Here is a 14,484-nt window from a genome sequence, read left to right on the forward strand (position 1 = left end):
CCTCCGCATGATTGCCGAACCCTCGGCATGGTCTGGCCCGGCAGATCCGCAAAGCTTGCGCAGCCGATGGCAGGCGCTCGGCCATTCGGCTGCGCTGGTCCGGGCGGCGGATCTGCTCGTCGTGCTGATCGCGGCGTCGCTGCCCTGGTCGACCACAGCGCCTTCGATCTTCGTCGGGCTCTGGCTGCTCGCGGTCACGCCGGCCATCGACTGGCGCGACTATGCGCGCGCGCTGCTGCAGCCCGCCTTTGCCCTGCCCTTCGCCTTCCTGCTGCTCGCGCTTGTGGGCATGCTGTGGTCGGATGGCGACTGGCCGGACCGGCTGCATGCGATCAAGCCGGTGGCAAAGCTGGTGCTGATTCCGCCGCTGCTCTATCATTTCCGCCGGTCCGAGCGCGGCTTTTGGGTTTGCCTCGCCTTTCTCGGCTCCTGCACGCTCCTTGCGGTCTACTCCTGGATCGTGCTGCTTGATCCCGCCTGGAAGATCACCGCGACCGCATCGGCCGGCGTGCCGGTCAAGAACTACATCGACCAGAGCCAGGAATTCACGCTGTGCGCCTTCGCACTGGCGCTGCCCGCGCTTCATTTCTGGCGCGGCCGAAGAGCGATCCCGGCAGCCGCCTGCCTCGCCTTGATCCTGCTGTTCGCCACCAACATGGTGTTCGTCGCCGCGGCCCGCACCGCTTTACTCTGTATCGCCGTGCTGCTCGGTCTATTCGCGTGGAAGCATCTCAGCCGGCGGGCGGCGCTGGTGCTGCTCGCCGGCACGGTGGCAGCGAGTGCGCTGGCCTGGGCGACATCGCCCTATCTGCGCCAGCGCATCACCGACGTCGCGATCGAATACCGCCACGGCCATGAGGACATCAGCCGCGCCTCGACCGCGCAGCGGCTGACCTATTGGCGCAAGGCGCTCCACGCCTTCGCCGAGGCGCCTCTGATCGGCCATGGCACCGGCTCGATCAAGCGCCAGTTCGAGCGCGCCTCAACGAATGGAAGCAGTCTGGATGCGGAGGTCGTCAGCAATCCGCACAACCAGACGCTCAACGTGGCGGTGCAGTGGGGCGTGCTCGGCATCATCCTGCTCTATGCGATGTGGATCGCGCACCTGCGCCTGTTCCTGGGCGAGGGTCTTGCGGCCTGGATCGGCCTCATCGCGATCGTCCAGAACATCGCGAGCTCGCTTTTGAACTCGCATCTGTTCGATTTCCACGAGGGCTGGATGTATGTGCTCGGCGTCGGCGTTGCCGGCGGCATGGCGCTGAAGGCCGAGGTGAAGCGCCCGACGTGACTACTGGCCGCGCTCGTGGCCGACCTCGCCGGTGATGACCTCGCCGAACAGCTCCCAGGCCTGCCCGTTGAAACGCATCAGTTGCATCTGCTCGATCGGGAAATAATCGTCCGGGGAGGTGTTGACCATGATGCCCGGCAGCATCAGGTCGGTATGGAAATCCCTGAGGTTCGCGGCCTGCTTCATCGCGTTCTCGCGCGTGAGATTGTCGCCGCATTGCTTCAGCACCTGCGCCATCGCCTCGGCCTGCACGTAGCCATAGAGGTTGTTGGCATTGGCCTTGTCGCCTTCCGGATAGTACTTGTCCATGAAGGCGCGCCACGCGATCACTGCCGGATCCTTGTCCCAGGTCGGGTCGGTCGGATCCTTCAGATACGCGGTCGAGGTGATGTCCTTGGAATATTCGAGCCCGGCCGGCTTGAGCACCGAGGCGATGGATGTTGCGGTATTGGCGAGGAAGAACTTCGGCTTCCAGCCGAGTTCGCCCACTTTCCGGATCGCCTGCGCCGAGCCTTTCGGCGCGGCCCACGAGAAGAAGATGTCGGCACCGGAATCGTGCAGGGCGACGATCTGCGAGTCGATCGAGGGATCGCTGACCTCGTAGGACTTGTCAGCGATGATCATATTGGCCTTGTCGCCGAGCCCATCCTTCAGGCCCTTGAACTGGTCTTTGCCGGCATCGTCGTTCTGCCAGAACACGGCGATCTTGCTGTTCGGAAAATGATCGCGGATGTACTTTGCGTAGATCCGCCCCTCGCTCTGATAGTTCGGCTGGAAGCCCATGGTCCACGGAAAGTTCTTGGGGTCTCCGAACTTGGTGCCGCCGGAGGCGACGAACAGCTGCGGCACCTTCTTGGCATTCATGTACTTCATGATCGCGGAGTTCGAGGGCGTGCCGAGCGACTGGAAGATCAGGAGGACCTCGTCGCTCTCGACCAGCTTGCGCGCCTGCTCGATCGCCTTTGGCGGTGAATAGGCATCGTCATAGCTGATGAAATTGATCTTGCGCCCGTTGATGCCGCCTTGGTCGTTGATCATCTTGAAGTATGCGGCCTCGGTCTTGCCGATCACGCCATAAGAGGACGCCGGCCCGCTATAGGGCATGATGTTGCCGATCTTGATTTCGGTGTCGCTCGCGCCCGGGTCGTATTTCTTCTGCGCCAGGGCCGGTGTCGTGACCAGCACTCCGACAGCAAGCATGGCGAGGGTAGCAAGGCTGCGACGACCCGGCATGGTTCTCTCCCCTGTTTTGTAGTCTTGTTTTGCTGGGAGTGTCGCAAGCAGGCCGGCGGCTGGCAAGCGCCACGATTTTCCGCAGCGTGAAACGGGAGAGCTGGAACTTACACGCCGCGCCGCAGCAGATTCAGGACGCGCCCGTCGATGACGAGCAGCGCGCTGCCGATGACGATCGCACCCGCGATTTCGCACGCAAAGATCGGCTCGCCCAGCACCAGCCAGCCCAGCAGGATGGCGGTGACGGGAATAAGCAGCGTCACCAGCATCACATTGGTTGCGCCCGAGCGCCGCAGGATCTGAAAGAAGACGATATAGGCGAGCGCGGTCGATAAGCCGGCAAGGCCGAGCACTGCGAACCAGGTCGTCAGGCCAGGCATCGGAAGCCGCCACGGCTGTTCCATGACGCCGGCGACGGCCGCCATCATCACAGTCGAGGCCATTAGCTGAAACGTCGCGGTGCCGAGCGGGGCTGAGTCCTTCAGCAGCCGCCGCGCCGCCAGCGCCGCGAAGCCGTAACTGAAAGCGCCGCCAAGGCCGAGCAGGATGCCGAGCCCCTGCCCCGGCCTCGCCTCGATGCCCCATCCGCGCAGCACGATCACGCCCAGCAGGCCCAGCGCCACGCCGGCGATGCGCCGCATCTGCAAGGCCTCTTCGCCTGCCGCAGCCATCACCATCACCGTGAACAGCGGCGTCGTCGCATTCAGGATCGACGCCAGCCCGCTCGGAACAAAGGTCTGGCCGATCACGATCAGCGAGAACGGGATGACGTTGTTGAGCAACCCGATCGCGACGAATGGTGTCCAGCCAGCAGCTCCCTTGGGAAAGCCGATCCCCTGCCTGCGCAGCAGTGGCAGGAGAATGGCGGCGCCGAGTGCCACGCGTAGGAACACGAGCGTCAGCGGCGGCAACTCGCGCAGCGCGGCGCCGTTGAAGAAGAACGAGCCGCCCCAAAGAATTGAGAGCACGGTGAGCAGCGACCAATCTCGCGCGTCGATCCGGTTGTCGTTCGGGGGCATGGAGGTCTCACCTGGGCGGCTGAGCCTGCGGCCTAGGACGAGGCGGCGCACAAGGCCACCCGATTTCCGACCAGGCGGCGCTCAGGTGGTTCGGCGTGATCGGGGGTCGGCGGCGATATCGGCGACCACGGCTCCGATCACCAACGCTCCGCCAATGAGCGCGTGAACGGCGGGGATTTCGCGGAAGGCAACCCAGATCCAGAGCGGCATCAGCGGCGTCTCCAGCGTCGCGATCAGCGACGCTTGTCCTGACGGCAGCAGGCGTGAGCCAAGCATGTAGAACGTCAAGCCGAGCGCGACCTGGAGGCATCCGAACATCACGAGGATCGCAAGGCTGTTGCCGCCGACATGGGCGATGTCGTGGGCGAACGGCAGGCTGACGAGGCTTCCCATGAAGTTCGACAGCGCGGCGGCCGCCACCATCGACGTCTCGCGGTGGCGCCGAACCACGACGGTCATGGCGGAGATGGCGAGCACCATCAGGCAGCTCAGGGCCACGCCGCTGATATCTGCGCCGGCTCGAACACCGCCGACGATGATAGCCACGCCGGCAAACGCAACGAGGCTCGCAATCAGCGTGCGCCATGTCGCAGCTTCGCCGAGCCACAGCCAAGCCAGCGCAGCGGCAACGAACGGCTGGGTCGCGATCAGCACCGCGACGTTCATGACGTCTGTCATCTGAAGCGCGGGAATGAACGAGATCATGCCGATCGTAGACAGTGATGCGACGAGCAGGCCACTCCTGCCCGGGATCACCAACTGCCAGAGCGCGGCGCGTCCCTGCATGACGACGAGAAACACCGTGATCAGGCTGCCGCCGAACAGGCCGCGCCAGAACAGGATGGTCCAGGGATCGAACGGCAACAGGCGGGTGAAAAACGGCGCGGTGCTCCAGGCAACCGCGGCGGCAAGGACGAGGGCAATGCCGAGACCACGTTCCGAATGACGCTGCCCCATGCGAATGTACCGCTTAGGACGGCTTCTTCGGCCGCGATACCAGTTCGATCATCCTGCCTTCGTCCTCGTCCGGCATTGCGGCCTTCGCCTGCGCGTAGGATTCGACCGCAGCGCGCGAGACCAGCGGCTTGTCGGCGAGCAGGCTTTCCGCAAGCTTGACGGCATAGGCGGCATCCTTGTGCCGCACCGCTGCCGTGAAGGTTGCGCCACTGAAGTCGCGGGCGACCATGCGTTTGGAGTGCCGCTGCACCTGCGGGCTGGCGGCGACGCCCGCCTGGATCGAGTCCAGCACCAGCTTCATGTCGAGCCCGGCCTGCTCGGCGATGGCGAGGCCCTCGGCGAGTCCGGCGATCTGGATCGCGCCCAAGAGATTGTTGATGAGCTTGTAGACCGTGCCGGAGCCGACCAGGCCGAAATGGCGGATGGTCGAGCCGATCGGTTCGAGATAGGGGCGCGCGCGTTCGAGATCGGCCGCGTCAGCGCCAACGAGCAGCGTCAGCTTTCCGCTGGCGGCCGCATCCGGCAATCCCGTCACGGGGCAATCGATGTAGATCAGCCCACGCGAGTTCAGCTCGCGGCCCATCTCGCGGGCGTGGTCATAGGAGACGGTGGAGCATTCGATCGCGATGGTGCCAGCCTTCGCCGTCTTGGCCGCGCCCTCCGGTCCAAGCCAGACCGCACGCGAGGCCTCGTCATCGGCGACCATGGTCACGACGGCATCGGCATCGATCGCGGCATCTTCCGGCGACGTCGCCCAGCGCCCGCCGCGCGCGATCAGGTCTTCGGCCTTTGCCTTGCTGCGATTCCACAGCGTCACCGTAAAGCCGGCATCGAGATAGCGGCCGGCCATGCCGCGGCCCATCCGTCCAAGCCCGATGAAGGCGACGCGCGGCATGATCAGTCCACGTCCTCGATGTCGCCGCTGGTGGTGCCGAAGGCGCGCTGCGCCAACGTCGCGGCCATGAACTCGTCGAGATCGCCGCCGAGCACGCCCGAGGTGTCGGAGGTCTGCACGCCCGTGCGCAGATCCTTCACCATCTGGTAGGGCTGCAGCACGTAGGAGCGGATCTGGTGGCCCCAGCCGATGTCGGTCTTGGCGGCCTGATCGGCGGCGGCCTTCTCCTCGCGCTTCTTCAGCTCGATTTCATAAAGACGCGCGCGCAACATGTCCCACGCCTGCGCGCGGTTCTTGTGCTGGGAGCGGCCAGCCTGGCAGACCACGGCGACGCCGGTGGGGATGTGCGTCAGGCGCACCGCGGATTCGGTCTTGTTGACGTGCTGACCGCCGGCGCCGCCCGAACGCATGGTGTCGACGCGCACATCGGATTCCTTGATGTCGATCTTGATGCTGTCGTCGATGACCGGAAACACCTGCACGCTCGAGAACGAGGTGTGCCGCCGTGCGTTGGAATCGAACGGCGAGATGCGCACCAGGCGGTGCACGCCGGCTTCCGTCTTGAGCCAGCCATAGGCGTTGTGACCGGAGACCTGGATGGTCGCGGACTTGATGCCGGCCTCTTCGCCCTCGGATTCTTCGAGGTACTCGACCTTGAAGCCGTGCGTTTCGGCCCAGCGCGTGTACATGCGCAAGAGCATCTGCGCCCAGTCCTGGCTCTCGGTGCCGCCGGCACCCGCATGGACTTCGAGATAGGAATCGAACCGGTCGGCCTCGCCCGAGAGCAGCGCCTCGAGCTCGCGCCGCGCGACTTCCTTCTTCAGAGTCTTCAGCGCGGCTTCGGCCTCGGCCACGACGCCGTCATCGCCCTCGGCCTCGCCGAGCTCGATCATGCCGATGTCGTCTTCGAGCTCCTGCTCGACCTTGCCGATGCCCGAGAGCGAATCCTCAAGCGAGGTGCGCTCCTGCATCAGCTTCTGGGCCTTCTGGGGATCGTTCCAGAGGTTGGGATCTTCTGCGAGCTTGTTCAGCTCGGCGAGGCGCGCCGTCGATTTCTCGACGTCAAAGATGCCTCCTCAGCAGCCCGACTGACTGCTTGATCTCTTCTACCAACCGTTCGATTTCGGCGCGCATGTCGCTCTCTGGTGTCGCGGGACTGATCCCGCGTGCAAATGAGATGGGGGATGTAACGGCGGCGGCTGCAAAGCGCAACCGCCACCGCCAATAACCTCTGTCTTGTCCTAAACCTTAGTACAGCCCACCGGTGCCGGGCCGCATGAAGAAGCCGGAATCCGGCTGTTGCTGCTGCGAGGCCGGCACGCCGCCGCGCCCGTCAGCGTCAGCAACGCCGATCACCGAATAATTGTCCGGCGGCGCCGTGCCCGGCTTGAAGGCTTCAAGGATAGTTCCACCGGACTCACCAGGGCCTGCGCGCATGCCGGTCTTGGCGACGACGCGCACGAGCTTGATGCCGGCCGGCACCTTGAACGGAACGGCGGGCTTGTCCGCCAGCGCGAGCTTGAAGAAGTCGCGCGCGATCGGCGCTGAGAGATGGCCACCGGTGGCCGCATTGCCTCTCCCCAGCGGGCGCGGCTTGTCGTAGCCCATGTAGATGGCGACGGCGACATCCGGCGAGAAGCCGACGAACCAGGCGTCCTTGGCCTCGTTGGTCGTACCGGTCTTGCCGGCGATCGGCTTGCCGACTTCCCTGACGACAGTCGCGGTACCGGCCTGCACCACGCCTTCCATCAGCTCGGTGATCTGATAGGCGGTCATGGCGTCCAGCACCTGCTCGCGGCGATCGATCAGCTGCGGCTCGGCCTGGTTCTTCCAGCCGCCCGGCGCATCGCAGCCGCGGCATTCGCGCTGGTCGTGCTTGAAGATGGTGTGGCCATAGCGGTCCTGGATGCGGTCGATCAGGGTCGGCTTCACGCGACGCCCGCCATTGGCGAGCATCGAATAGGCCGTGACCATGCGCATCGCCGTGGTTTCGCCGGTTCCTAGCGAATAGGACAGATAGTTGGGCACCTCGTCATAAACACCGAAGCGGCGCGCATACTCGCCAATCAGGGGCATGCCGATGTCTTGCGCCAGCCGCACCGTCACCGTATTGCGCGACAGCCGCAAGGCATTACGCAACGTCATCGGCCCCATATACTTGCCAGCATCAAAGTTTTCCGGCCGCCACACGCCGGCGCCCTGGCCCTGGTCGATTTCGATCGGCGCATCGAGCACGACGGTCGAGGGCGTATAGCCGTTGTCCAGCGCCGCCGAATAGACGATCGGCTTGAACGACGAGCCCGGCTGCCGGTAGGCCTGAGTGGCACGGTTGAACTGGCTCTGGTCGAACGAGAAGCCGCCGACCATCGCGAGCACGCGGCCGGTCCAGGGATCCATCACCACCATCGCGCCCGACACTTCGGGAATCTGACGCAGCCGGTACTGGCCTTCGACGGGCTGGCCGTCCTTGTAGAGCGGATCGGCATAGATCACGTCGCCGGGCTGCAGCACCTGCGCCACCGAAGTCGGCGTCTTGCCCTTCGTTCCGCCCTGCGCGGCCCGGGCCCAGCGCACGCCGTCGAGCGTGACGATGCCGGTCTCGCGCTGCTTGCTGACGGCGCCGCCGAGCTCGCGGCTCGGCTGGAAGCCGATGCGCGCGGATTGGTCGCTGGTCTCCAGCACCACCGCCATGCGCCACGGCGAGATGTCGGACAGCGCCTTGATCTCGGCAAGCTTGACGCCCCAATCGCCCGACGTATCGAGCTTGCTCATGGCGCCGCGATAGCCCTGCTGCTCGTCATAATTGACGAGGCCGGCGACCATGGTCTTGCGCGCCATGACCTGAATCTTCGGATCCAGCGTGGTGCGGACCGACAGGCCGCCCTCATACAGCTTCTTCTCGCCGTAGCGCTCGAAGATGTCGCGGCGGACTTCCTCGGCGAAATATTCGCCGGCGAAGGTGTGGGCGCCGTTGGAGCGGTTCGTGACGGCCAGCGGCTCCTTGCGCGCCTTCTCGGCGTCGGCCTGCTTGATCCAGCCGTTCTCCAGCAGACGATCGATCACGTAATTGCGACGCTCGATGGCGCGGTCGCGGTTGCGGACCGGATGCAGCGTCGCCGGCATCTTCGGCAGCGCCGCCAGATAAGAGGCTTCCGCAACGGTCAGCTCGTTCACCGACTTGTCGAAATAGACCAGCGAGGCGGCCGCGATGCCGTAGGCGCCGAGGCCCAGATAAATTTCGTTCAGATACAGCTCGAGGATCTTATCCTTCGAATAGGTCTTCTCGATGCGCATCGCCAGCAAGGCTTCCTTGATCTTGCGGGCGAAGGAAACCTCGTTGGTCAGAAGGAAGTTCTTGGCGACCTGCTGGGTGATCGTGGACGCACCCTGCGGACGGCGGTTGGAGCCGTAGTTCTGGAGATAAAGCAAACCGGCGCGCGCCATACCGGTGTAGTCGATGCCGCCATGCTCGTAGAAATTCTTGTCCTCGGCCGCGAGGAAGGCGTTGATCACGAGTTTCGGCACCGCCTGGATCGGCAGGTACAGCCGCCGCTCCTTGGCGTATTCACCGAGCAGCGAACCGTCGACCGCGTGCACGCGGGTCATCACCGGCGGCTCGTAATCCTGAAGCTGAGAGTAATCCGGCAAGTCCTTGGAGAAATGCCAGATCAGGCCTGCCACGGCCCCGACACCGACAAGGAACACCACTGTTCCCGCGGCGAACAGGAAGCCCATGAACCGCACAAGCAAGCGCATTATGTGTTTATCCGTTCAAACTCTGGAGCCAGCCCAATATCAGCCCTTGGCACCTCAAACTGGCGCCAACCTCACGTCGCGAATTCACCGGCCTACCCAATACTATCCGTGCCGGACCTAAGACGCTTGCCGATCGGGATTCTCTTACGATTCCGGAACCCCTGCGGCATTTTTATAAGGCGCCCGCTGTGGCCAAACTAGGGCTTTTGCGGCGGGACGGAAAAACCGTCTCGATTCAACTCAATGCGACGACCCCGCGGTCGCCATCCGCTTGGTCAGGAACCCGTCGATCGCCTGCGCCATCGAGCCCACGGCCTTGGAGCGCCAGCCCTCGGAGACCAGGTGCTCGAGGTCGCCCTTGTTCGAGACATAGCCGATCTCGACCAGCACCGAGGGCACGTCCGGCGCCTTCAGGACCCGGAAGCCGGCTGACTTCAGAGGATGCTTGTGCATCCGCACGCTCGACTTCATTTCACCCATCAACAGGCGGGCAAAACGGTTTGAAAACGTACGGGTTTCCCGCTGGGTGAGGTCGATCAGGATGTCGGCAACGTCGGTCGGCTCCTCGGCAAGATTGAACCCTGCGATGGCGTCCGCCCGGTTTTCGGCGTCCGCCAGCCGCTGCGCTTCGGCGTCGGAAGCCTTGTCGGACAGCGTGTAGATAGTGGCGCCCTGCGCATCCCCCTCCGCCTTCGGCAGCGCGTCGGCGTGGATCGAGACGAACAAGGCGGCCTTGAGGTTGCGGGCGATTTTGGTGCGGTCGTTGAGCGGGATGAAGGTGTCATCGTCCCGCGTCATCACCACGCGGTATTTGCCAGCCTTCTCGAGCTTGTCACGGAGCGCCAGGCCGAAGGCCAGCACCAGATTTTTCTCGCTCTCGCCGCCCGATTGGGTGCCGTTGTCGATGCCGCCATGGCCGGGATCGATTACCACCACCGGACGGCCATCAGCCTTCTGCGTCGTTTCCGGCGCAGGGGCGGCCTGAACCGTGGCCGGCGGCGCCTCGGCAATCGCGGGCCGCAGCTCCGGTTGGTTTGCCGGAGGAATCGTCGGCACGAAGGCGGCGCGATCGACCTCCTCCAGCTCGAGCACGAGCCGGGCCGGCTGGCCGTTAGCCGCCTCCAGCACGTAGGAATTGGCGATCTTGGCCGGTCCCGTCAGGTCGAACACGATTCGCGAGCCGCCGGGCATGACGAGGCCGTAGCGGAAGGCCTTGACCAGCCCCCGCCCCCCGGCGCCGGTACCCGCCGGCAGCTGAAAATTGAGCTGGGGCACGTCGATGACCACCCGATACGGGTCGGCCAGGGTTACGGTGCGGAAGGTGACGGTCTGATCGATGTCGAGGATGAAGCGGGTCTGCTTGCCGTCGCCGGCGAGGCGCGCGGCCGAGGCAACCGGAAAATTCGCTACTGCAACAGCGGGTTGCGGTTGGCTTTCGGCTGCGCTCAGGCGCCAGGAATCAGCGCACGCCAATGCTGCGGTGCACAGCAAAACGCATCCCAGCAAAACCCTTTGATTTGTGCGGCTCGCCACCGATTCCGTGCCTCCGAGCAGCCCTTTTAACGCAATAGAACCACAGGGTTAATCGATCCCTAATGACAGAGATGCGAAACTCGCTGACTGTGACCGCCGTGCGACGCTCCCTTGCACGGCTGGCCCATTCCACGTATGTACGGAGTGCTGACGGCCGATATTTCCGGTTGTGTCGCATTCAGCCTCCCGGTGCAGCGCCGGAACTCTCAAGGTTTGGGAATTCCAGCGTTTTCCGTTTCCCTCTAAGACCAGCGCGGTGCGCGGCAGCGAGGTGGAGCGGGCGAAGCCCCGGTGGCGGACGGTCCCGGGTTACCTCAGCGTTTCCGGGACGGTTTTGACAGCGACGCGACCATTTACCCGGTCCCTTAATCCCAAGGGAGCGGTTCGTGATCCCCAAGGCGAGCGCGCTCGCGCCATGCCTGGCCAACAGCAACTGATTGAGGGGCGGCCCCGCCGCCCAATGCTTCATACGGGCCGACGCTTGATGCGCCAGACTGTGCCGACGAATTCTGAAGGACCATTCGCGACGCTGCGGAGTGATACTCCCGCGCGCCGCCTCGGTCCTGAAGCTTCCGGTTCGGCAAGGCGCGAGAGACGGCGTTTCGGCCTTCCCCTCACCCCCGAATCAGGTGGACCGTCGCGTCACCCGGCAGCGCAATTCGCGCCCACGGTCGATCGCGCCCGCCGCCGCCAAGAGTTAAGACATGCCCAACAAGATGTTGATCGATGCCACCCACCCGGAAGAGACCCGGGTCGTCGTGGTCCGCGGCAATCGCGTCGAAGAGTTTGATTTCGAGACTGCGCAACGCAAGCAACTGCGCGGGAATATCTACCTCGCCAAGGTCACAAGGGTCGAACCCTCGCTCCAGGCCGCCTTCGTCGAATATGGCGGCAACCGCCACGGCTTCCTCGCCTTCAGCGAAATCCATCCCGACTACTACCAGATCCCGGTCGCCGACCGGCAGGCGCTGATCGAGGCCGAGGAACAGGCCCATCGTGAGGCCGAGGAGGAGAGCGAGAACCGCTCCCATGGCCGCCGCCGTTCGCGCCACCGCAATGCCCGCCGCCGCGGCCATGGCGAGCGCGTCCGCAGCGACATCGTCGAAGGCCTCGAGGCCGGCGTCGATCCCACGGCCCAGCCGGTCGAGGGCGAGGCCCTGCACCCTGAGGGGGCTTCGCACGAGAGCGAGTACCTGCACGCCGATGCCGAGCATCATGGCGAGCACGAAGCCCACGATCATCACGACCACGATCATGGCGAGCATGATCACGAGCATCATGATCACCACGACCATGATCATCGGGAGCACGGGCACGACGATCATCATGAGACCCATGATGACGACCATCATCACGATGCGCACGACCATCACGACCATGATCATGACGAGACGCCCGCGGCCGTCGGCGCCGAGCCCGTAGTCGCAACCGAGACCGTTGCCGAGCCGCAGGAAGCCCACGCTGATGAAGCCCATGCCGAGGCTCTGGCCGAAGCCGTGACCTCGGCCGCGGAGCCGGCTGATGCCGTTTACGGCGACGGCGCCGAGGCGCCGCATGCCGAGGCCGCGGAAGCAGCCGGCGAAGACGACGAGGACGAGGACGAGGACGGCGAGGAAGCCGAAGAGGAACACGTCGAATCCGTCGGGGGCGACGACGTGCTCGAGGAAGTGCCCGAGCGCACCTTCCGTCCGCGCCGCCAGTACAAGATCCAGGAAGTCATCAAGCGCCGCCAGGTGATGCTGGTCCAGGTCGTCAAGGAAGAGCGCGGCAACAAGGGCGCGGCGCTCACGACCTATCTCTCGCTGGCCGGCCGCTATGCCGTGTTGATGCCGAACACCGCGCGTGGCGGCGGCATCAGCCGCAAGATCACCAGCGCGCAGGACCGTTCGCGCCTGAAGGAAGTGGTGCAGGACCTCGACGTGCCCGAGGGCATGGGCATCATCCTGCGCACCGCCGGCGCCTCCCGCACCAAGCCCGAGATCAAGCGCGATTTCGAGTATCTGATCCGGATGTGGGAGACGGTGCGCGACCTGACGCTGAAGTCGCAGGCCCCGACCCTCGTCTACGAGGAAGGCTCGCTGATCAAGCGCTCGCTGCGCGACCTCTACAACAAGGAGATCGACGAGATTCAGGTCGCCGGCGAGTCCGGCTACCGCGAAGCGCGCGATTTCATGAAGATGCTGATGCCCGCCAATGTCAGCGCGGTGAAGCAGTATCGCGATGGCCAGCCGCTGTTCTCGCGCATGGGCGTGGAGAGCCAGTTGGACGCGATGTTCTCGCCGACCGTGCAGCTGCGCTCCGGCGGCTATATCGTGATCAATCAGACCGAGGCGCTGGTCTCGATCGACGTCAACTCGGGACGATCGACCCGCGAGCACCATATCGAAGACACCGCGCTCAAGACCAATCTGGAGGCCGCCGAAGAGGTCGCCCGCCAGCTCCGCCTGCGCGACCTCGCCGGCCTGATCGTCATCGACTTCATCGACATGGACGAGAAGCGCAACAACCGCGCGGTCGAACGCAAGCTGTCCGATTGCCTGCGGCAGGATCGCGCCCGCATCCAGGTCGGCCGCATCTCGCATTTCGGCCTCCTGGAAATGTCGCGCCAGCGCATCCGCGCCAGCGTGCTGGAGTCCTCGACCGACCCCTGCCCGCATTGCGGCGGCACCGGCCACGTCCGTTCGGTGTCGTCGGTGGCGCTGCAGCTGTTGCGCGGCCTCGAAGAGATCCTGATGAAGGGCGCGACCCACAATCTCGTGGTTCGCACCCGCACCGATGTCGCGCTCTATGTGCTGAACCACAAGCGCGGGCATCTGCGCGACCTCGAGAACAGCTTCAAGGTCACGCTGTCTGTGATCGCCGACCCCAGCGTCAGCGGACCGCAGGCCTATCTCATCGATCGTGGCGAGCAGGTGCATACGCTCGAAGCCGCCAAGGCGCTGCTCGCGGCGCAGGCGGCAGCGAGTCCGCCGCCGCTGGCCGAAGAGGCCTATGACGACGAGGAATTCGATCCGGAACTGGAATCCGAGGTCGAGACCGAGGAGACCGAAGGTCTCACCGAAGAGCAGGCTGCCGGCGAGGCCGGCCCCGAGCAGGACGGCCAGCGCCGCAAGCGTCGCCGTCGCCGCCGCGGCCGCGGTGGCCAGCGCGACGGCGAGCTGCGCGAGGACAGCCCACCCACCCTTCCCGAGGCGGTCGTGGCCGCCGGCGAAGGCGAGGAGGACGATGCCGATACCGAGCAGGACGGCGAGGAAGGCGAGGAGCAGGCCGCCCGTGGCGAGCAGCAGGGCGGCGGCGAGCGCCGGCGCCGGCGCGGTCGCCGCGGCGGACGCCGTCGGCGTGGCGGTGGCGAGGAAGGCCTCGCTGGCTCCATCGGCGACGAGCTCGCGGCCAATGCCCCGCCGGAAGCGAGCGACGCAGTCGCCGACTTCGACAGCTTCGGCAGCGAAGCTGCGCCCTCGATCGCACAGGCCGAGCACGTCGTGGAGCCGCAGGCTGCACAGCCTGAGGCGCAAGCGGAAACGCCGGCTGCGGCCCAGCCGGAGCCCGCGCCCAGCGCCGCAGCCGAGGAGCCTGCGGACGACAAGGCGGCGCGCCGCCGCTCCACGGTCCGGGAAAAGGTGAGCTTCCTGCTCAACAGCGAGAGCGAGCCGGCAGCGCCGGTTACGGAGGCGAGCGAGCCGGTTCCTCCGCCTGCGCCTGAGCCTGCGCCGGAAGCAGCAAATGAAACGCCGGCCGCACCGCGTCGTGCCGGCTGGTGGTCGCGGCGCTTCGGCGGCGGCGGCGAGTAAGAGAGACAATCG

At 65.3% G+C, this 14,484-nt stretch carries 9 protein-coding genes; 2 read left to right on the top strand and 7 right to left on the bottom strand.

The features are described 5' to 3' along the window. Positions 1–7 precede the first annotated feature (7 nt). Complete coding sequence (locus tag JJB99_RS20680) at positions 8–1,288, top strand: O-antigen ligase family protein (RefSeq protein WP_200494175.1); 1,281 nt, start codon at positions 8–10, stop codon at positions 1,286–1,288. Here the strand turns inward: JJB99_RS20680 and JJB99_RS20685 are convergent, their stop codons facing one another. The 7 genes from JJB99_RS20685 to JJB99_RS20715 form a co-directional block, all read right to left on the bottom strand. Next, on the bottom strand, positions 1,289–2,521 hold the full coding sequence (locus JJB99_RS20685) for an ABC transporter substrate-binding protein (protein ID WP_200494176.1): 1,233 nt from the start codon (positions 2,519–2,521) through the stop codon (positions 1,289–1,291). It lies immediately after the preceding gene. Positions 2,522–2,628: 107 nt separating this feature from the next. Further along, positions 2,629–3,540 carry a DMT family transporter gene (locus JJB99_RS20690; RefSeq protein ID WP_200494177.1) on the bottom strand — a complete coding sequence of 304 codons (912 nt, stop codon included), beginning with the start codon at positions 3,538–3,540 and terminating at the stop codon, positions 2,629–2,631. Positions 3,541–3,621: 81 nt separating this feature from the next. Next, positions 3,622–4,497, bottom strand: coding sequence for a DMT family transporter (locus JJB99_RS20695; RefSeq protein WP_200494178.1), 876 nt, complete (start codon positions 4,495–4,497; stop codon positions 3,622–3,624). A 13-nt stretch (positions 4,498–4,510) separates the two neighbouring features. Next, a complete protein-coding gene (locus JJB99_RS20700; protein ID WP_200494179.1) occupies positions 4,511–5,392 on the bottom strand; it encodes an NAD(P)-dependent oxidoreductase in 882 nt (293 codons plus the stop codon). Between the two features lie 2 nt (positions 5,393–5,394). After that, positions 5,395–6,526, bottom strand: a protein-coding gene (gene prfB / locus JJB99_RS20705; RefSeq protein ID WP_200494180.1) for a peptide chain release factor 2 whose coding sequence is annotated in 2 segments (ribosomal slippage) — positions 5,395–6,456 and positions 6,458–6,526 — 1,131 coding nt in all. Because the reading frame shifts where the segments join, the coding sequence is not laid out codon by codon here. Between the two features lie 114 nt (positions 6,527–6,640). Continuing rightward, positions 6,641–9,148, bottom strand: a complete 2,508-nt coding sequence (locus tag JJB99_RS20710; RefSeq protein WP_200494181.1) for a penicillin-binding protein 1A — start codon at positions 9,146–9,148, stop codon at positions 6,641–6,643. A 240-nt stretch (positions 9,149–9,388) separates the two neighbouring features. Further along, entirely contained in the window at positions 9,389–10,681 is a 1,293-nt protein-coding gene (locus tag JJB99_RS20715) for an N-acetylmuramoyl-L-alanine amidase (RefSeq protein WP_200494182.1), read from the bottom strand. A gap of 704 nt (positions 10,682–11,385) precedes the next feature. Between JJB99_RS20715 and JJB99_RS20720 the strand changes: the two genes are divergently transcribed. Beyond that, positions 11,386–14,472, top strand: coding sequence for an Rne/Rng family ribonuclease (locus tag JJB99_RS20720; RefSeq protein ID WP_200494183.1), 3,087 nt, complete (start codon positions 11,386–11,388; stop codon positions 14,470–14,472). Positions 14,473–14,484 lie beyond the last annotated feature (12 nt).

It is taken from the genome of Bradyrhizobium diazoefficiens (assembly GCF_016616235.1).
In the GTDB taxonomy this organism is placed as follows: Bacteria; Pseudomonadota; Alphaproteobacteria; order Rhizobiales; family Xanthobacteraceae; genus Bradyrhizobium; species Bradyrhizobium diazoefficiens_H.